The organism is Mesorhizobium sp. SP-1A, assembly GCF_032460275.1.
Classification (GTDB): Bacteria; Pseudomonadota; Alphaproteobacteria; order Rhizobiales; family Rhizobiaceae; genus Mesorhizobium.
Genome location: NZ_JAVXZD010000002.1, coordinates 690,350 through 709,628, shown reverse-complemented (window position 1 = coordinate 709,628; position 19,279 = coordinate 690,350). Strand labels below are relative to the sequence as shown.

Here is a 19,279-nt window from a genome sequence, read left to right as displayed (position 1 = left end):
GCTTGCTGGCAATTTTATTTTCTGTCAATAGTTGCCAAGTTATCAACCTTTTGGGGAGTTTGTGAATGGCGTCTAAATCCACAGTTCTACGATCATTGTCGGCCGCTCTAGCTGATGCAACGGCTTTGAAGCCAGTCAGAATGGCTGTGGTGGCGCTTGCCCTATCAATTCTTGCTTCCCCTTCATCGGCTGCGTCTTCTGAACCTTTCTCACCTGATCGAACTCAGCGATGGATCGGTGCACCCGCGTGGTCCAATTATTACGCTGGCTGGAAAAATGAGGATTCCGGCTTAAACACGATCTGGGCACAAAACTATGCAGTCTTCGGCCACGAAGGTTTCGTCAAGAATATCTTTGTTGAACCTAGCGTCTCGTTCAGGGGAATTCGTTTTGAAGCTGATGGTTATTTGTTAAGCGGCAATCTCACTGTCGGCTGGCCTGGCGACGCAGTAATTGATGCCCAAGCGGATGCTCGTATTGACGCGAATATCAACGGCTTTGGGGGGATTACGAAGATCGGCTCTGGGGAACTGGTGCTTGGTGGTTCGAATACTTATTTTGGTGATACTCGCGTTGAAGGCGGTACTCTTCGCGTAGTGCATAATTATGCGCTTGGCGACCTTGGCAATAAGCTCGTGCTCAAGAACGCGACCTTCGGCAATGCCGTGAATTCTGGTGTATCGGTAACTCATGACATTGTTCTGGAAGGAGATGGCACTTTCGATGTCCCTAACTTCTCGTTGGGAATTTCTGGCAATATTTCCGGTAATTTCGATCTGCATAAAACCGGACAGGGGATTTTCGGCATCTCAGGTCAGAACAGCTATCGCAACACCTATATTGAAGCTGGAGAATTGCTCGGCACCGCCGATGCGATCAAAGGTGACGTATATAATGCAGGTAAGTTGCAATTCCTCCAAAATTCAGACGGACGCTTCGATGGTTCTATCAAGAACCTTCCAGGTTCTCAAAGCCGTGGCAGTGTTTCCAAAACGGGGGGTGGAACCCTTACGCTTGGTGGAATCTCTGAACAGGACTGGACCCTTGAGGGCGGCGGTCTCTCGGTAGATGCCGACAAATTCAAGGGTGGGATCACCCACAGCAACGGGAACACCAATTTCACTCTGAACCATAGCGGTGACACTCGGTATGCGGGCGGCGCTATTAAAGGTTATGCCGATGTAACCATTGGTGGTTCGGGAACGCTCATTCTGGGGGGAACCCACTCCTATACGGGTGACACTAATCTGAAGAGCGGCGCACTCAAGCTTGAGTCTGATGCGTCAATTGGGCCGATGTCTCTCTTGACCGTACATAGCGGCGCAACGCTTTTTGGTTCGGGTGCAGTCGGCTCCACCATTGTTCGTTCAGGTGGCACTATCGACATGAATGACCCTTCCGGCTTGCTTCAGGTTAACGGACACCTCACGCTCGAAGCTGGTAGTTCGCTCAATTATACGCTTGGTCGGGGTGCTATTGATCCGACCTCTGGAACTAGCGGCCGCCTCGCGATCACAGGCGATTTGAATATCGTCGGCCCCACCCTGAATGTTTTCCAGAGTTCCAATCCATCGGACGGCAATATCGGTGGCGGCTATTACCGTTTGGCCACCTACGGCGGCAACCTAAACTTCAGCAATTTAATGTGGAATATGCCCCAGTTGCCAGTTGGGACTTTTGCGAATCTCTACTTCGGTGGCGGCAATGTCGATCTCCTTGTCGCCAGCTTGGGAGATAACTCACTCCAGCATTGGCAAGGCGGCGACGGATACTGGACTGATTGGAGTTCTCGCTGGCTGAATCAGGATGGAACGTTCAATTCTCTTTGGGCTTCCAAAACCGCCGTCTTCAAAGACGCAAACGGTTTTCAGGGAGGTGACATTGATGTTATTGGGCCGCAGACCTTCCAAGGGCTGCAGTTCGTCGACGATGGTTACACCCTCGGCGGAATTGGCCCCCTTGTGATCGATGGCAGCACTCGCTCTGACGGCAATGCTGAAATTCGCGTTCTAGCTGACAATGCGGTCATCAATACACAGATTGCGGGTTCTGGGGGTCTTACAAAGACTGAAGCTGGTCGCCTCGTTCTCAATGGGAATAACGGCTATGCGGGAGGCACTTCGATTCTGGGTGGCATCGTTGCCGTTTCGTCAGACGCTAACCTTGGAGCGGCCTCAGGTGGCGTGACGCTCGCTGGCGGTGGCCTGCAGGCAACAAATAGCTTCAGTACGCAGCGCGAGTTCAATCTCGCACGGGATGGTCAGATTGCGGTGGATGCCAATAAGGTATTGAGACTCGACGGGACAGTTTCTGGGCAAGGTGATTTACACAAAACTGGAGACGGTCATCTCTATCTGACCGGACAAAATACCTACGGCGACACCTATGTTCATGGCGGCTCCTTGATGGGCGACACATCTACGATCAGTGGAGATGTCTATAATGCTGGTTGGATTGATTTCACCCAAAATTTCGATGGTCAATTCAATGGCTCGATTAAAAATCTCGTAGGCGCTCCTTATGCTGGCAATGTCCAAAAAAGAGGAGCTGGCACGGTAACGCTTGGAGGTGTGTCGGAGCAGGATTGGTTCTTGAATGAAGGTGGCCTGAACATTGACGCTGACAAATTTAAAGGTCGCATCAGCTCTAGCGCTACAGGGACATCTGTCACTCTGAACCACAATGGCGATACGCAGTATTCTGGCCGCATTTATGGTTCTGCTGACGTCACCATTCAGGGCAACGGAACTCTCGTTCTTGGCAACGATAACTATTATTCCGGCAAGACTGATCTCAAGAGCGGTAGCCTCCATATCAACACGGGCAAGTCGATTGGCATGTCGTCCATGCTGACGATCCATGACGGTGCGGCTCTGATCGCATCTGGCGGGGTCGGCAATACGACTGTCATGTCTGGAGGATCGATCAATGCCACCAATCCATATTCTGCTCTCTGGGTGGAAGGCGACTTGAAATTCGAGGCTGGCAGCTCGCTGAACTATGCTCTCGGAGCAGGCGCATCGAGACCGGAACTCAGCACCAATGGCCGCATCAACGTATCCGGAGATCTGGCTCTCAACACGACGGTCAACTTCTACCAGAACAGTGATCCGGCCGCTGGTGTCTTTGGTGCGGGCTACTATCGTCTCGCAACCTACGGCGGCGCGCTTGACCTGACTGGCTTCACAGTCGGTGATATGCCGAACGTGCCGTCTGGTCATGATGTGGCGTTTACCTCTGGCGACGGATATTTCGACCTCTTCATCAATTCGCCAGGCGACAACAGCATCCAGCATTGGCAGGGAGGCACAGGCTCGTGGTCGCCTGTGAGTGACAACTGGTTGAACCTGAACGGATCTGCACCGACTGCCTGGGCTTCGAACATCGGCGTATTCAAGGACGCTAATGGCCATCAGGGCGGCGATGTCTTCGTCATGGGTCAACAGAAGTTCAAAGGCCTGCAGTTTGTCGACAATGGTTATGTTCTCGGTGGCGTTGGTCAGCTGGCCGTAGACGACAATTCCGAACTCCGCGTTCTGTCTGATGTCGCAACGATCAACACCCAGATCACGGGCAATGGCGGTATTGCGAAGACAGAAGCTGGCAAGCTCGTCCTCGGCGGCAACAACAGCTACACGGGCGGAACGACCATCTACGGCGGCACCGTCGCTGTCTCGTCGGACGTCAACCTCGGTGCAACATCGGGCGCTGTCACGCTTGCAGGCGGTACGCTTCAGGCAACGCAGTCGTTCAACTCGCAACGTGCTATCAATCTGAACAAGGACGGCCAGATCGTTGTCGATGAGAACAAGCGTCTGCAGCTCAGCGGCACCGTCGCAGGTGAGGGCAATCTCTTAAAGGGCGGCGCTGGTACTCTGGTCCTTGCAGGCGAAGGCAAGTACGGCAACACCATCGTCTCCGGTGGCCAGCTGATCGGCAACTCGACCTCAATCAGCGGCGATATCCTCAACGGCACTTCTGTTGTCTTCAATCAGAAGCACGACGGCACCTTTGCTGGCCAGATTGCTGGTTATGCTGGTGAGAAGGGCACGATGATCAAGCAGGGTCTCGGGAGTCTCACACTTGGCGGTGTCTCAATGATCGACTGGACCGTTGATGAAGGCACCCTTGTTGCCGACGCTGCCAAGTTCGGTGGCAACGTCCTCATCAATTCCGCAGGCACCTTCGCATTCAACCAGCCGATCAACGTCACCTATGGCGGCGTCATTTCGGGCGACGGCAACTTCGTAAAGAAGGGCGGCGGCGTTCTTGAGCTGACTGGTAACAGTTCTGGCTTCAAGGGCACGATCACCATCATCGACGGCACGATCTCGACTGGCACGAAGTCAAACGCTGGTAGTCTTGGTGGCGACACCGTTATCGGTGAAGGCGGCTTCCTGTCGGGCGTCGGCACGGTCGGTAACGGCCTTGGCTCCGTCCTGAAAGTTGCTGAAGGCGGCACACTTGCACCCGGCAACTCGATTGGCACTCTGACGGTCAATGGCAATCTCGTCATCGAACAGGGCGCTGTCTACGAAGTTGAAGTCAATCCTGAAGGCACCGAGAGCGACCGCGTCAACGTCAAGGGCAACGCCACCATCAATGGCGCTTCGGTTGCTCACATTGGCTACAACGGCAACTACGCTCAGAATTCTCGCTACACGATCCTGAGCGTGGACGGCACGCTGACTGGTTCCTTCGGCCAGATCACCTCCGAGTTCGCATATCTCAATCCAACCCTGCTCTATGACTACGATGCAGGTAAGGTTGACCTCGAACTGGCTCGTAACGACGTCAAGTTCGCCGCCAAGGGCACGACCGCCAATCACTTTGCTACCGCCAACGCGATTGAAAGCCTCGGCGCAGGCAATGAAATCTACGACGCCTTCGTTGGTCTCCCAGACAATCAGGCAGTTATTGCTGCTGGACTCGACAGTCTCTCTGGCGAAATCCATGCATCAGTGACCTCGGCTATGATTGACGGCAGCGTCTATGTTCGTGACCTCGCCAACAACCGCATGCGTGTTGCTCTCGGCGGCATCGAGCTTCCAAGCGACAGCAACCAGACTGCTCACATGGGCGGATACAACGTCTGGGGTAGCGCGTACGGTGGCTGGAACAAGCTCAACGGCAATGGAAATGCCGCTGAAGTGAAGCACAACACTGGCGGCTTCGTTGTCGGAGCAGACAAGCTTGTAGATGGCGATCTGCTGGTCGGCGCATTCGTTGGCTACGGTTCGACCTCGATCAACGGTCGTGGTTCGGCTTCAGTCGATAGCTACCATTTGGGCGTCTATGCCGCTAAGCAGATTGACAAGCTCGCACTTCGCGGTGGGGCTTCCTACTCGATGCATGAAGTCGAGACTGATCGTGTTGCTGGTTTCGTCGGTTATGGTCCGCAGAAGCTGACCTCCAGCTACAAGGCTCATACCACACAGGTCTTTGGTGAAGTTGGCTACAAGGTCGAAACCAAGGTTGCGACGTTCGAACCATATCTCGGTCTGGCCTATATCAACCATCAGGCAGACGGTTACGCCGAGAAGGGTGGCAAGGCTGCTCTGAAGGGATCGAAGCGTAAGGTTGATGCCACTGTCGCGACGATTGGTGTGCGTGCAAGCAAGGACGTCAAGATCGGCAAGACGAACGCCAAGGTGACCGTAGGTGTTGGTTATCGTCATGCGTCGAACAGCCTTCCTGGCGTGACGATCCATCAGTTCGATGAAGGTTCTGCATTTGCAGTCTCGGGCGCTCCGATTGCTCGCAAGGCGGTTATTCTGGAAGCTGGCGTTGATGTTCCGCTGTCGAAGCGTGCGAACCTGAACGTTCATTACCAGGCTCAGATTTCATCGAGATCGACGCAGCATACAGTAGGTGCAAGATTCACCTACAAGTTCTGATGACGAAAACCCCGCTCTGGCGGGGTTTTTTATTGGAAGCCTGTTTGATGAACGGGTTTCAGACGTGAAGTTGCTTGTTGCCAAGAACTAAAGCGTAGACTACCGCTGCAATGACGTTCAAAGGAGTTGCGGAAAAGTGGTCGACATTAAACTGCTGAGGACCGACGACGTAAATAAAACGCTGTGCTCCCTTATCGATGAGCACGACGAATTTCACTGGGCTGTTGCATGGGGAAGTATGATGAATGCAACCAAGGCCCTTCTCAAGAACACGGAAAAATTCAGGGACGTCACTTTTGGCGTCGCCTTCAGCCAAACGCACCCTGATCTCGTCGATGCACTGCAGGGGATCGAAAGAGCGCGGGTCGCCACGAAGTTCGTCGGCGGCACCTACCATCCGAAGGTTTACGGTTTCCGTTCTGGAGACCGTGCTGAAGCCATCGTCGGTAGCGCCAACTTCACTTTTGGAGGCCTCGATAAAAACTGGGAGGCCTCGATCCAGGTGATCGGTGATATTGCCGATCCATTTTTCGTCGACATTTTCAAATTCACCAAAGAGAGCGCTAAATATGGTCAGGCGGTCACACCGGATTTCGCCGCAGCCTATCGTGCCAGCTTTGGTCGCGCCTCGCGAATGGCAAAGCCTCCACGTGATCCGATGGATGGCATAAAACTGATCAACCCAACTGTTTTCACATCGCCTTTGGTCTCGATGGATTGGTCAGAGTACGTGGCTGAGATCAAGGCGTCGGAACACCATGACGTAGCGGAGAGCCTAACCCTTCTTCGTATCGCGCAGAAGTGGCTTGCTTCCGTAAGATCGTTTTCGGACCTCTCACCTGAGAAACGCAAGGCGATTGCAGGCCTGCTCGGGGAGAGGCAGAAAATTTCTCCAGATCTGGATCACGATTGGGGATGGTTCGGTTCCATGAAGGGAATGGGCGACTTCTTCAACCGGATCAACGCAAACGATAGGCATTTGGCCCGCGCTCTCGATAGCATTCCGCAAAAAGGGGAGGTCACCAGCGACCACTTCCGAAATTTCGTGAAGCATTTCCGGAAGGCATTCAAGAATTCAACCCGGATGGGTGGTGTCCCAACTGCCAGTCGGCTCCTGGTTATGAAGCGCCCAGACACATTCGTCTGCATCTGCAAGCCTAACATCGTTGAAGCGGCATCTCGCATGGGCTTCTCGCGGACGACATTGGAATTGGATGACTACTGGGACAAGGTCGTCGAGGTGCTCAGACTGGCGAAGTGGTACAACACGGACAAGCCCGACAATGCCGAGGGTGAACTGTGGGAGAACCGTGCCGCCATGCTCGACGCGATCTTCTATCGTCCAATTGTGTGAGTGGGCCGCGCGATATCGTCGCCTCTAAGATGTTGTCTCAGGGCTTCGGTCCTGCCCTGAGAGCAAGCTCAGCAGCAAAATCGGCGAGCCATTGCCTAACGCGTGGGATGCAGGAACTGATGGATTCCTTGAAGTCTCCACTATAGATGAAGTCGTCGTCCTCACCGTGTGGATCATCCAAAGCCGTGACGTCAGCGGCGTCTTCATTGAGATCCAGAACTTCGTCATCGACCAGAGTGAAGACGTGGTCATAATTCCCAGCGATCTCGCCACCGAATACCACGCTCGAAAACAAAGCACTGAACTTGCAGGAATCCGATAGATCGGTTGGGGCGGAGCGGTGCCATATCGATCCCACGAGCTTTCGATTTTCTTCTTCGCGCTCGTTGTAGCGTTCGGCCCACTTGCCCAAGAGAAATTCCTTGGCAAAGGCGATATTTTCGTCGTTGACTTCGATTGGGAATGGTTCGCAGTCGAGTTCTCTGAAACGCATTTAAGGCACCTATGGATAAAGACTATCCTCGAAATAATGGCCGAATTTATTTGCAAAGCTCAAACTGCGGTTGTCACATGCAACCACCTGATCAACGATAGGCTGTTGAGAGCATATGTCCGCAATAAAGAGGGGCTATCCGTCATTTGAGGTTGGAACTGAGTTCCGACCTCAAATGACGAATTTTTCATTACAGGAGTTACCTCCTGGCGCTTGGCTAGCCCTTGGCCGTTACGACTAAGCTGGACCTTCTCGGCACGGCCGATCAATCCAGAAAGACCATGGCGCAGATGACCTGTACCACCACACTCCCGCCAGTGACGGGTGTAGGGTCTGGGACGTTTAACTCGTCCAGACAGCCTTTGCTCTTCATGAGCCTTTTTCAGTTCCTTGTTCACCCCGCTCCATTCCGACCATACATGCCTCAGCTTCTTCCTTACAGGTGGAGCAAGGGTGACATGTTCGGAGTTGTTGAGTGGGACGGTGACCGACCCATCAACGTTGCGAGGTAATCCCTCGGAAAGTTCCATAGCCCTGCGGGCGATGGAAACTGCGGCGGCCGTGTGGACGCTCAAGCCATAACGGCGAGCGAACTTCACACGACCGATCAATGAGGTATAGGCGGGGTTCACCCGCCGATGTGCGACGCGGTTGCGCGCACAGGCTGACGCCAGTGCTGCATCGAAACTGTTGTAACTGAGCGAGGACAGCATCCGGGCGTATTTTGCCCCATCCTCGGCTTTGAGGTCACGTTTCTTCCGAGCAAAGTCGAGCTTCTCGCTGATGATCGGAACGTTATAGCTCCGAGCGAGATCGACGATCTGTTTGGCGCATTTGCGGATCAGATCCTTGGCCTCGCCTGTGCTCAGCCCATATGTGTTGAGTGGAAGTGTCCAGGTGCGTACTGGGTTCCCGAAGCGGTCGATGTGAGCCAGAGCGACGTGGTTCGCATTGAAGTCGACGCCCAAAGCTCCGACCGAATAATTCGGCTCGATCCAATACAGCTTCTGGTCGACAGTGACGCTGACCTTCCAGGATGTTTCATCCTTCAAGAACGAAACGGTGACTGGTTGTTTATTCGCTAATGCCTCGCGAATGACTTCTGACCCATGGTTGAAAGACAGAGATTTAAAGCGAACGATATAAATTTGATGAGCCTGATGTCTGGCACGCTCTTGGGCCATGTGCTTCAGTCTGTCAGGTAAGCGTAATTCAATGTCGAAGAAGCCGTCATCTCTGACAGACAATCTTGCAAAGTCATTTCCGTTTGGAGCGGCGGCATTTCCATCGAACTTAAAATGCCTATTCCGCGCCTCACGCCATGCCTTTAGCCATTCTTTGTGATCTTTAAAACCGTTCTCTTCGAGATGATATTGGGCCTTGAACAGCTTCTTCGTTCCGAAGCAGATCGACGGATTGGAAAATTTCACCTGCTCTACGTCAAGTTTGTCTCTCAGGTTTCCGAGGCGACGCTTATTCTGATGTAGCGCCTTATCAGTTACATCAATCTGCAGCTTCAGTTTCCTGAGTTTTTCGACCGCAACGTAGTATTCTCTGATCGACCGTTTCAGTCTGGCATATGCCGAGGCATGACCGGAATCCGATGCCGATTTAAATCTGACGCAACGTTCCTGCCAGACTGACATGTCCTGTTCGAGTTTGCGAACCTCGTTGTTAATCGTACCGAGCTTCTTCTCGCGCTTTTTAATGTCGCCTTCTTTGCTCTTGATTTTAGCCTTGAGCGTCTCGATGCGATCCTTGGCCAATTCCTTGATCGAACTGAGTTTCGCCTTAAGCTGGTTATGAGCCATGTTTAAATGGGTTGAGCCAATGCCAAGCTCCTTGTAAAGATTGGTATGGAGATCGCCCTTCCATTCACGTCCCGCTTTAAGCTTGGCATGAATGACGCGTTGCGCATGGTTCATGACGGAACTATATTGATCCAACAAGTTGGCGAGCGGACGCAATTCTTCCGCTCTTAAATCTAGCCGCGTCTCAAACGTTCTGATCAAAAATACCCGCCAATCCCAGAATAGGAATTAATTCTATGCACAATTTATTGACGCGTCAACCTCAGATGGCGGATAGCATAAAGAGGTTGGTCGCCGCAAGCGCAATTTCATAGGATGAAGCCCCTGTGTTAGGCCTTGTGGCGACCTCGAAAATCTCGTTAGCGTGTACGCGAGCGTATTCCTAGAAATGCGTTAATTTAAAGCTTTTCCGAATTATTTTGGGTAATTCCCCCTTCATCTTTTTTCTTTGATGGCCGCCAGCTCCGATCGGACGACATTTCCTTTAATAATTTCGAAATCTGATCGAAAATCAGTTGCAAACTCTTGACCGCACATCTAATAAGGCCCAATTAAATTGGGTATGTGCGTTTCCACGCGAAACTCGAATTTCGAAAGCAAAGGAGCTATGAATGGAAGTTTTGGGTATTTTGCTAGCTATCGTGGCCGTAATCGGCCTGTTTCTTATTTTCGGCTACAACCGTCTGGTTCGCCTCCGCCAAAACGTTCGCCAGGCGTCCAGTGATATCGATGCTCAAATTCGTGCCCGCAGCGATCTGATCGGCAATCTGGTCAACACGGTCAAGGGCTACGCTTCCCATGAAAAGGACACGCTAGAAGCCGTTCTGAAGGCTCGTGCGGCCGCCAATGGTGCTACTTCGCCAACTGGTGTCGCTCAGGCTGAAGGCATGATGACTGCCGCTCTCGGCAAGCTGTTTGCTGTGGCTGAAGCCTATCCCGATCTGAAGGCTAACCAAAACTTCCTCGATCTCCAGCGTGAACTCTCCGATATCGAGAATAAGGTTGCCGCTTCCCGTCGCTTCCTGAACAGCTCTGTCGCTGAATACAACAGCGCAATCGAAGTGTTCCCAGCCGTCCTCTACGCTTCGGCGTTCGGCTTCAAGGCTGAGACGATGTTCACCCTGACCGACGCAGATCGTCAGCAGGAAGAGCGCGCCCCTACGGTTTCGTTCTGATTAGGTCCAGAGAGGTTCTAGTCGAATGATCAAAGCAACGGGCAGTCAGACCCAAATCTGGAACAACGGCATCAAGTCGGTGTTCCTTCTGGCCATGTTCCCTGTGTTCGTGGCCCTGATCGTCTATGCAGGTCTCATCGTTCAGTTGGGGCTTGCAGGAATGCCCGTTATGGAGGCCTTGGAGGCTGGATTCTACGCTCTGCCTCCAACCATTCCTTACGTCGTAATGGGCGTTGGAGTCTGGTTTGTGATTGCGTTTTTCCTGAACGTGCAACTGATCAATCTTGCCATGGGTGCGAGGTCCGTATCCCGCAAGCAGGAGCCAGAACTCTACAATCTGTTGGAGAACCTTTGCATCGCCAAAGGCATGCCGATGCCGAGGCTCAGTATCATCGAAACCGATGCGATGAACGCTTTCGCCTCCGGCCTTACAAAGCGCCAGTATATGGTCGCGGTCACGCGTGGCCTGATGCGCAAGCTGAACAAGGATGAACTGGAAGGCGTGCTTGCGCATGAGCTTGCTCACATCAAGCATGGCGACGTGCGTCTGATGGTGATCGCTAGCGTCTTCGTGGGCATCTTCACGTTGATCATGGAGTTCTTGTTCAGGAATGGTGACATTCTCGTTCGTGCCCTAGGCTCGACGTCATCGAGCAAGAAGAGTAGCAACGATAAGGGTGGCGGCTTAGCCGCGATTTTGGTCCTGATCCTGATCGCTTTTACGATCTTGATCGTCACGCGCGTGCTCTCCGTCATGACGCAGCTTGCCCTGTCGCGAACCCGCGAATACATGGCCGATCTTGAGGCCGTTCGGATGACCAAGAACCCTGACGCTATGGTGTCGGCTCTTCTGAAAATCTCAGGTCGCTCCGATGTTCAAGGCGTGCCGAATGAAGTTCGGGGCATGTTTTTCGACAACGCTCGGTCTTTTGCTGGCGATCTGTTTTCGACGCATCCGACCATCGATAAACGAGTGAAGTCTCTTATGACTTATGCAGGTGCCAGAGCGCCGTCCGCAGCGCCTGCAATGCCTGCAAGGGCTAATGCAGGCCCTTGGGCTTGAAGCCAACGATCCGCCTGTCAGGCCATCCAAGGCAGGCGGATTTGATCCGCTTTCGATTTGAAGGCAGCTTGCGCGATATTGAGTACGCGCTTTGCACTATGGCGAACAAATAAGAGCTTTACGGCCATCAGGAAGATTAAGCTAATCGTCAACGGATGGTATGCCCCAACACGAACTATCAAACCGAACACCAGGGCTAGGATGGCGATAGCCATCATGATGTCGACGGACTGGCCGATGGCCGCGAATTTAAAATGGCGATTGATTGCTTCGCCCTGCATTTCTCTAAGCTTCTGATCGACCTCGGCTACATATGCTTTTCTGAGTTGGATTTCTTCATCAGTTGGATTGCCCTCTTTGATGGTTTGTTGAGCTAACTCATTGAATGCGGCTGAGGGCAGTACCATTTTCCCCTTGGGTAGGGCTTCGGTTCTTAGACCAGCGAATCCACGCATAAAACCCATTTCAGCCCACTTTTTCATTGGAGCCGAAAGCTGCGACACTATCTCATCGCTGTCGTATTTTCTTTTCATATCATCATAGGGAGTCATTGTTATGTCCTTGGCGGGGTTTTGTTTTCTCCAGTTATTAGGATGAAGATCGTCTATCTTTATTTCAAGAAGATCAGCGTCATCGCCCTTGTTGAAGCTAAGGATTTATGGCTAAAATGATAGGAAACATAGGGATTTTCCGATATGAAGACCGCTAAGATTTTTGCGTTTACGTTCGCTTTTTCATTCCTTGCGGGTGCGTCTGTCGCCGGTGCCGCTGACGACGCTCAATATAAGAAGCTCGGCCAGTGCATGGCATATACCGCAATCAAGAATGGTTTCGATGGAAAAAACATCATTTCTCCGTTTGCGGCAGACATCCTGGCGACGCTCGGAGACGAGTTCATGTTCGAGGCTTCAACCCTGAATATTTCCGAACAAGACGCTCAGAATTTTGTGGTCCAGAAGTTGGTTGAATACAACCTGCAGGTCGAAGAGCGTGGAGCGGACTCGCTGAAGAATGACCATGATGCGAGTTGTCAGGCCCTGATTGACACCTTCGGAAAGTGAGTTAGTCAGGATGTCTGCCGCCTACATTCTGAACGTGTTTTCGCGTTCCATGCCTGGGAAATCGCGCGTTTGCAGTTCATCGTCCATGTAGTCCTGAATGGCCGTAATGCGCTTGGTTTCGTCTTCGTGAACCTGATGAATAATATCAACCAAAGAGCGCCGAGCTGGCTTGGCGCGGAAGACATCCGAAATCTTTTTAAGAAGGCTCGTCTGAGGCGCATCCTTCCTCATCTGTCCGTTGATAACCACGCCCTCCGGAAAATAGCAGTCTTTGCCTATTGTCTTGATTGGGCTGCCGTCGAAGGAACTGTAATTGTTGGTAGAGCTGTTGCCCTCTCCGATCTCGGTCAAATTCGGACATTTTATGAAACCTATTCCATCGGTCGCCACGAGATTTTTTGGAGTTGATCTGAGATTTATGTTCTTGTTGATCACAAACTGCCCTTGAATAGTCATGTTGTCAGGAAGGGACGCGATCTTGGGATAATTGTCATACAGGAACATGCTTCCGTGGACTGTGATGCCGTCTGGAAGATTGTAGATGTCATGGAAATCGCCATTGGCGTCCATGACAAGGTGGGGAACGGCAACAGGCTCCATAGCCTTCAGGTCGAACTCTTCGATCAACGGCCGGATGTATTTGTTGACGATCTCCTCATCGACAATAACGCCGTTAAAACCCGCTACTGAGCAAATTGCAAAGCGATTGAGGGCGATGCCCGCTAGAACATGTCCATTCGCATCCCTGATAGACCAGTAGCTGCGCTTACCGTTCTCAAGGTCGTCCTTGTTGAAAATCCCCCAGAACCGGATGTTGCTATTCATGTTCATGATCTCGCGGCGGTATGCTTCATTCGCGGTTAGACGCACGACATGAGTGCCATCCGGAAAGCCTGTTACGTAATCCTCGTAGTCCGGCATGTCTGGAAGGCTGAACGGGCCGCCGTTCTCAGCCTCTGCCACCGCAAGTGCCATGCGCAGATCTTCGACACAGGTGATGCCCTGGAGCCGTGTTGGAAGGCCATTGCGTCCTTTGGTGTATGGCCACTCTTTACCGCTGTGAGCTTCAGCAATCACCCAGTCGATCACATTGTCGACGAGCTTTGCCTCGTTAGGATCAAGATAGAAGTTTTTGCTGTTTTCCGTTGCGACGGTCAGGATATTGGCCAAAACATTTTGGATTTCCGGCACCGAAGTTCTGGTGTCGATCAATTTACGCAGATCGGTGAGAAAATACATTTGATGGCCTTCCATTCTTGATCATGGCCATTTTACGAGTTGATAAGCGCAATGGACAACGGCGCATATGATATTTGCTAAAAGAGGTATTTTTGCTGAACAGTGAATATCCCCAAAACAGCAAATATGGATTTCAGAGTCGCCGTTTCGAACGCAAGGCGTCGGCGGCATCCATCAGTGTGGACGCGTAGTCGTCGGGAATGTCTGTCTGCTTGGATTGCTTATCGATGAAATCAGCGAGCGCCCTGCGTGCGTCGCCGACGTCTTTGCCCAGGACTAGTCTTGCAGCTGCAAGGGCGATCTGAAGGTGACGTTCTTTTTCGCGTTCGCGGAAGCGTGAAACCCGCCGCTTCACGCCTTCTTTCGTTCGGTCAGTCTTGGTCACGTATCCTCGCGGTAGACTTACTTCTTGCTCCATGGGAACACCCAGCTCAGGTCGCTGAGGGCATGGGCTTTTTCGTAGAGCTTCTTAGCGCGAACCTTCATGAAAATATAGGTCGGAATGTAGATTATTGGCAGCACCGACAACACATTGAGAGCGGCCGACGCGGCTTCTTTCTCGTCGTCGAAGAATTGGGTGGCAACGATAGCGATCAGGAATGTCAACACGACTGTTCCAAAAAAGGCGTCAGTGCCCTTTCTTTTGCTCTTCTTGAATTTTTCAACGAGATCGCGTTCACGAGTTTCAAGTTGGGCTACAATATCATGAACGTAGTGGTGCCTTTGCTCTATTTCCTCATAGCTGTCGGTGCTACGGCCGTACTTGGCTTCATATTCGAGGTATTGTCGGCGCAACCTTTCGCTCGGCAAGGCAGCTGAATCTATGTCTCGGTCGATACGGAAATACCCTGTAGAGAACCCCATTTTTGAAAAGGCTACGAGGTCCGCCAGTATCTTGTCTGCGGTGTCTACTGTTGGTTTCTGGTCGGACATTAAGATTGGCCCCATAGGATAAAACGTTGGCGGTTGCCGGGATTTCCGGCTTCCCGCTTGATGTTGAGATACTTATTTTTGAACGATTTCCTGCCCATCATGAAACACCCAATGGCAGTGATGAGGAGTACGGTCGATGTGGCAATCGCAAATGCGTCTTGCTGCATTCCGATCATGAAGACGATCAGCATCATCGAGAGGGCGGCAAGGAAGAGTGCGCTTAGACCGTCCCGTCGCAAAGCAAAATAGCGCTCAAGAAGGGACAATTCCCGTTCTCTCATGTCCTTGAGTACGGCTTCCATGTAGCTCAGGCGGCTATTCATTTCCGCTGATGTCACTGTTTCGATGCCCGAGATCAGGGAAATGCACATCTGCTCTCGAACGTGTACGCTAGGAAGCTTCTCAATTTTTTCCTGGGCGAGGTTCAGATCGACTTGGAAAAAGCTGGCCCAAAAGCCCGAGTTTGCCCATTTCGAATAATTCGAGAGCGCCGCCTCACATGAAGATTGAACTGCTTTTGCGTCGAGCACGACCATTATGCCTCCCTTTTGCTGATCGCCACGCTTTTAGGCGGACGAATGCCAAGTTCCTCGTATGCTTTATGGAAGATAGGTCTAGTGATATTCCTCTCTTCGCTCACATCGAGAAAATGGTATGATACCATATACCCCTGAATAAATCCGACGCGAAGACTAAGAGCATTTACGCCGATGTATTTTGCATCGAGCATTGCGTCTTCGATGAGTTTTTCTATTAAATTCGAGACATGGTCATTGTCTTCGGTGTAATGGCTGTCAGGACGATCTCCATCAGAAGCCATTAATTTTTGCCTGCGTAGCATGGTGGAATGTAGATTGCCGAGGACCTGGAGTGACGCCCTGACGATGGGGTGGCCTGAAAAATCTTCGCCGAATTTAGGTTCATTGAAGGAGAAAATGCGGGTCAGGTTCGGATGGCGAGCCATGATGATGCCGTAGGAATAGCCGAGCCAACGACAAATCTTGTCGCGTGGAAGGTCGGGGCGATGACTCGCTTCCATCACAAGCCTTCTGAGATAGCTCGGCCGCATCTCCTCTGGATGGTTTTCGTTGGTCAAGGTGTCCAGATACGCAAGGAGAGCGGGAAACTGCTCTTCAAGCGGCAGGAGATTGAAGCTCATCGAACAAGCTCCTGCGCGAATTCGAAGGCAAGCTCCAAGGTCGGGAACTCTGCGTCGAGATCGGCTGGTGTCGACCTGATCCGATAGTTCTGGTCGTATGGCCCATGAGTTAGCCAGATGCCGAGCGGCTCAAGCTTCTCAGCAAGCGCATGCACACCTTCCGAAATGGGCAAACGCCACATATTGTCGACTTTTTCGATTTCGATACACACGCGAGAGAATTCGCGTTCCAGAAACTGTTTGCATTCAGCTTCGGTCACATCGGGATGCAGGCCCACCACGGTGCTTGAATCTCGATGGTATGACGTGATGGACTGCTTTTCGCCCCAATTCGCCAGTCGGTCCTTGAGGTTCTGGTCCGCCATCAGTTTGCCGTCGCCGTTCTGTCTGAGGTCGCCCTTTTCGTCGAACCAAGCAGTGACAATGCCATCGATTTCATCGATATCCACGACGTCGTGACAGGCATCTTCATAATGATCGCTATCGAGTTGACATTCGATGGTGGCCTTCACCTCTGAGATGAGTTCGGCCAGCAGGCTTCTGTTCGAGGGGTCTGCATCTTCATCGTCTTCGTCATAGAGATCATCCCAGCAACCCAGAACATCACCGACTGTAAGGCCCTTCCAGTCATCGCGAATTGTGTCCCACGCATAAGGGCGGCCGTTCTCTCGAATCCACTTCTCGAAGGCTTTGTGACGCTCGGCGTTATCGCCCATTTCAAAGATGTCCTTTGGCATGCTGTATTGCATAAGCAAGGTCTCGACATCGGCGAATTTCTCACTGAAGTCGTCATAGAGCAGCTCATTCTTGGATGCGGAAGCAAGCACAAAGGAGGCGGCGTTGACATCGACCATTTCTCGGAAAATGCGGTCTTTTTTCCTCTCCAGCCGCTCTCGGTATCTATTCAATTCAGAAAACTGGCGGAAACCCGCACTGCCGCCGATCTGTTCAAAGAATGTCTTCGCATCGGAATGAAGGTCGTTTTCGTATAGATCGGCCGAATTGGCGCTATTGATGATGCCCTCAAGATGATGACGTGGCATACCCTTGTAGATGGGTAGATGCCCGTAGTCAGTCTGTCCGTTTGCCAACTTTTCAAGCACGACAAGAGCACGTCGGCTGTCAAAACTTAGAATGACATCATCCATGTTGATGTCGCAGACAAAGTTGCCGTGTACGTCTGTGGCTTTGGTCTTAAAAGTCGGGAGCTTGGCCAATTTTTAACCTCATGATTTGAGGCTCGATAATACCGTTTTCCTGAATCAATTCGCAAGCGAAAATGAATCGCCTATTCTAATTAAAGAAACAAATTTGCGATTTATAACGAATATCGGCCGCCAACATTTGTGCTGGTGACCGATATGTATTCTCTTGTGAGTGCCTGCTTAGTTCAACAAGTCGGCGGCATTCTCCGCCATCTTGATGGCACGGAACATGGCCATTTTGCGCAACAGGTCAGGCGAAATCTTTTCTCCTGTACGCTTTGCCCTTTTCATGGCCAGCTTCAGAAGCATTTTCATGTCGCGCGGGACAATCGACGGGAAGAGCTGCTTGAGTTTCTCGATCATCTTGTCATCCATTTTCAACCCATGAAGGGAGGCAATCTGCCGCCAGCTCTCTGTAACGAGATCACCCTTCGGAGCCTCGTAATCGATGATCGCCAAGGCGCGACTGATGAATGCATCGTCGATATCGTCGGGACGATTAGTCGTCATGAACAGAAGGCCTGGATAGTATTCCACCAGCTGGAGCATTTCGGCGACGATTGCATTCAGATTGATGTTGTCGCCACGCTTGGCGATGTAGATGTCGCACTCATTGACGAGCAGCGGGCAATCCCACCTTGCGGCCCATTCCAGATATTGCTTCATCCCCTTGGTGACTTCCGCAACCGTAGTGCCGAGTTTTCCGGCCCTGAGCACGATCAGAGGAACCTTCTTGTGCTCGGAATAGAGTTCGCCCGTGAGGGTCTTGCCGACTCCGGGAGGACCTTTGCAGATGATCAGGTTGCCAGCGGTTTTGCCTTCGACGAAGTCATGCGAGAAGTCAGTCAGATCGTCGGTCAGCATGTCGAGCAGATCGTGATGGGATTCCGGCAGAACCAGATGCTTGAGCAGGTCTTTGTAGACATATGGTTCAACCAGGCTGCCATTGATCCAATGGAAATCGTGCCCTTCGAGGTCGAAGACCCTGACCATTGGGTGCATCGGGCACGGAAATTCTCCGGTGTCATCGGTCTTTGTTTCGGCGTCCATCATGTCGTTGTACGCGCCAAAATCGCTCGACGACAGATCGTGGATGACACGAGCTTTGTTCAGGGTGACCTCCTTGCCACTGTATCCGATCCTTACAGTCCTGCCGTTGGCTACGAACTGCTTTGCGAATTCAGGCATGATGATCTCGCGGTAGCGCGCAACCTGAGCTTCGTGCTCAGCGATCAGCTCTTTGGTTTCCTTGAACAGGTCAAAGTCGGAAAGAATCTTGGAAATTCTGCGGTTGGAGACCTGATGGCGGTAAAACGAAATAGTATCCGTTTTCGTCTCCATCTTTCCGCTTCTTTCTGAAATTCCATAGGCGGCGATACGCATGGCTACGAAGTGATCTTCCTTGTCCTTCTGGCGGTGATTTTCCGTGTCGCACATCTGGATCTTCGTCACGAGATAGGGATAAAGCTGGCCATCCTTTTCACGACGGAAAATCCATTTATTGATTTGGCCGTCTTCCAGATAGCTCTTCAGAAGATCGACGAGACTTTCCAGCCCCCTTACCGTCTGGTCCTTTTTTCCAAGGCGGCTTTCAAGGATCGAATCCAGCATCCGCACGTTGCGCATGATGTCAGCCTGCTTAAAGGCCGCAGAAAGCTCGTAGACCGCATCATCGGACAACTTCGAAAGATCGATTTTGATTTCCTTATCTGGATCATTTTTCCAGTGGGAATAATAGTTTTGTGATTTGGCAAAGTCCTCATGCTTGAGGCCATTCAAGATAGAGGCTGGGACTGGGAAGCTCATTGATGAATCCTTTTGTTGCGGCCTGTTTATTTTTCTCATAATTAATTGTCAATATTATTTTCGAGTTTTTTGAATGATTGACG

General features: G+C 51.8%; 15 protein-coding genes. 5 read left to right on the top strand and 10 right to left on the bottom strand.

Going from position 1 to position 19,279, the window contains the following annotated elements:
- Positions 1 to 140 precede the first annotated feature (140 nt).
- Together QU595_RS12410 and QU595_RS12405 are read left to right on the top strand one after the other, a co-directional pair.
- Positions 141 to 5,897, top strand: a complete 5,757-nt coding sequence (locus QU595_RS12410) for an autotransporter domain-containing protein (protein ID WP_315922355.1) — start codon at positions 141 to 143, stop codon at positions 5,895 to 5,897.
- Between the two features lie 136 nt (positions 5,898 to 6,033).
- Positions 6,034 to 7,251 (top strand): phospholipase D family protein, encoded by a 1,218-nt coding sequence (locus QU595_RS12405; protein WP_315922353.1) that lies wholly within the window; start codon positions 6,034 to 6,036, stop codon positions 7,249 to 7,251.
- A 37-nt stretch (positions 7,252 to 7,288) separates the two neighbouring features.
- Here QU595_RS12405 and QU595_RS12400 read toward each other — a convergent pair whose 3' ends face one another.
- Positions 7,289 to 7,744 carry a hypothetical protein gene (locus QU595_RS12400; RefSeq protein WP_315922351.1) on the bottom strand — a complete coding sequence of 152 codons (456 nt, stop codon included), beginning with the start codon at positions 7,742 to 7,744 and terminating at the stop codon, positions 7,289 to 7,291.
- A 59-nt stretch (positions 7,745 to 7,803) separates the two neighbouring features.
- Positions 7,804 to 9,756 (bottom strand): IS200/IS605 family accessory protein TnpB-related protein, encoded by a 1,953-nt coding sequence (locus QU595_RS12395; RefSeq protein ID WP_315922349.1) that lies wholly within the window; start codon positions 9,754 to 9,756, stop codon positions 7,804 to 7,806.
- 410 nt (positions 9,757 to 10,166) lie between these two features.
- On the opposite strand from QU595_RS12395, the gene QU595_RS12390 reads away from it, so the two are divergent.
- Entirely contained in the window at positions 10,167 to 10,730 is a 564-nt protein-coding gene (locus tag QU595_RS12390) for a LemA family protein (protein WP_315922347.1), read from the top strand.
- A 25-nt stretch (positions 10,731 to 10,755) separates the two neighbouring features.
- Positions 10,756 to 11,793 (top strand): M48 family metallopeptidase, encoded by a 1,038-nt coding sequence (locus QU595_RS12385; RefSeq protein ID WP_315922345.1) that lies wholly within the window; start codon positions 10,756 to 10,758, stop codon positions 11,791 to 11,793.
- A 17-nt stretch (positions 11,794 to 11,810) separates the two neighbouring features.
- Here the strand turns inward: QU595_RS12385 and QU595_RS12380 are convergent, their stop codons facing one another.
- Positions 11,811 to 12,344: a hypothetical protein gene (locus tag QU595_RS12380; RefSeq protein ID WP_315922343.1), complete on the bottom strand. Its 534-nt coding sequence runs from the start codon at positions 12,342 to 12,344 to the stop codon at positions 11,811 to 11,813.
- A 144-nt stretch (positions 12,345 to 12,488) separates the two neighbouring features.
- Between QU595_RS12380 and QU595_RS12375 the strand changes: the two genes are divergently transcribed.
- Positions 12,489 to 12,854: a hypothetical protein gene (locus QU595_RS12375; RefSeq protein WP_315922341.1), complete on the top strand. Its 366-nt coding sequence runs from the start codon at positions 12,489 to 12,491 to the stop codon at positions 12,852 to 12,854.
- Positions 12,855 to 12,875: 21 nt separating this feature from the next.
- On the opposite strand, the gene QU595_RS12370 is transcribed toward QU595_RS12375, so the two are convergent.
- The 7 genes from QU595_RS12370 to QU595_RS12340 all read right to left on the bottom strand — a co-directional run bounded on the left by QU595_RS12370 (position 12,876) and on the right by QU595_RS12340 (position 19,196).
- The gene (locus QU595_RS12370) at positions 12,876 to 14,093 is read right to left on the bottom strand and encodes a hypothetical protein (RefSeq protein WP_315922339.1); all 1,218 of its coding nucleotides are present in this window, start codon (positions 14,091 to 14,093) and stop codon (positions 12,876 to 12,878) included.
- A gap of 133 nt (positions 14,094 to 14,226) precedes the next feature.
- Complete coding sequence (locus QU595_RS12365) at positions 14,227 to 14,478, bottom strand: hypothetical protein (protein WP_315922337.1); 252 nt, start codon at positions 14,476 to 14,478, stop codon at positions 14,227 to 14,229.
- A gap of 17 nt (positions 14,479 to 14,495) precedes the next feature.
- Positions 14,496 to 15,026 carry a hypothetical protein gene (locus tag QU595_RS12360; RefSeq protein WP_315922335.1) on the bottom strand — a complete coding sequence of 177 codons (531 nt, stop codon included), beginning with the start codon at positions 15,024 to 15,026 and terminating at the stop codon, positions 14,496 to 14,498.
- The gene (locus QU595_RS12355; RefSeq protein ID WP_315922333.1) at positions 15,026 to 15,562 is read right to left on the bottom strand and encodes a hypothetical protein; all 537 of its coding nucleotides are present in this window, start codon (positions 15,560 to 15,562) and stop codon (positions 15,026 to 15,028) included. Before QU595_RS12355 ends, QU595_RS12360 begins: the two co-directional genes overlap by 1 nt.
- The gene (locus tag QU595_RS12350) at positions 15,562 to 16,185 is read right to left on the bottom strand and encodes a hypothetical protein (RefSeq protein ID WP_315922331.1); all 624 of its coding nucleotides are present in this window, start codon (positions 16,183 to 16,185) and stop codon (positions 15,562 to 15,564) included. Before QU595_RS12350 ends, QU595_RS12355 begins: the two co-directional genes overlap by 1 nt.
- Entirely contained in the window at positions 16,182 to 17,402 is a 1,221-nt protein-coding gene (locus tag QU595_RS12345; protein WP_315922329.1) for a hypothetical protein, read from the bottom strand. Before QU595_RS12345 ends, QU595_RS12350 begins: the two co-directional genes overlap by 4 nt.
- 168 nt (positions 17,403 to 17,570) lie before the next feature.
- A complete protein-coding gene (locus tag QU595_RS12340) occupies positions 17,571 to 19,196 on the bottom strand; it encodes an AAA family ATPase (protein WP_315922327.1) in 1,626 nt (541 codons plus the stop codon).
- Between the last annotated feature and the right edge of the window lie 83 nt (positions 19,197 to 19,279).

Coding starts and splice junctions, on each gene's coding strand:
- QU595_RS12410 (WP_315922355.1), top strand. CDS start 141: ATGGCTGTGGTGGCGCTTGCCCTATCAATTCTTGCTTCCCCTTCATCG.
- QU595_RS12400 (WP_315922351.1), bottom strand. CDS start 7,744: ATGCGTTTCAGAGAACTCGACTGCGAACCATTCCCAATCGAAGTCAAC.
- QU595_RS12390 (WP_315922347.1), top strand. CDS start 10,167: ATGGAAGTTTTGGGTATTTTGCTAGCTATCGTGGCCGTAATCGGCCTG.
- QU595_RS12385 (WP_315922345.1), top strand. CDS start 10,756: ATGATCAAAGCAACGGGCAGTCAGACCCAAATCTGGAACAACGGCATC.
- QU595_RS12380 (WP_315922343.1), bottom strand. CDS start 12,344: ATGACTCCCTATGATGATATGAAAAGAAAATACGACAGCGATGAGATA.
- QU595_RS12375 (WP_315922341.1), top strand. CDS start 12,489: ATGAAGACCGCTAAGATTTTTGCGTTTACGTTCGCTTTTTCATTCCTT.
- QU595_RS12370 (WP_315922339.1), bottom strand. CDS start 14,093: ATGTATTTTCTCACCGATCTGCGTAAATTGATCGACACCAGAACTTCG.
- QU595_RS12360 (WP_315922335.1), bottom strand. CDS start 15,026: ATGTCCGACCAGAAACCAACAGTAGACACCGCAGACAAGATACTGGCG.
- QU595_RS12355 (WP_315922333.1), bottom strand. CDS start 15,562: ATGGTCGTGCTCGACGCAAAAGCAGTTCAATCTTCATGTGAGGCGGCG.
- QU595_RS12350 (WP_315922331.1), bottom strand. CDS start 16,185: ATGAGCTTCAATCTCCTGCCGCTTGAAGAGCAGTTTCCCGCTCTCCTT.
- QU595_RS12340 (WP_315922327.1), bottom strand. CDS start 19,196: ATGAGCTTCCCAGTCCCAGCCTCTATCTTGAATGGCCTCAAGCATGAG.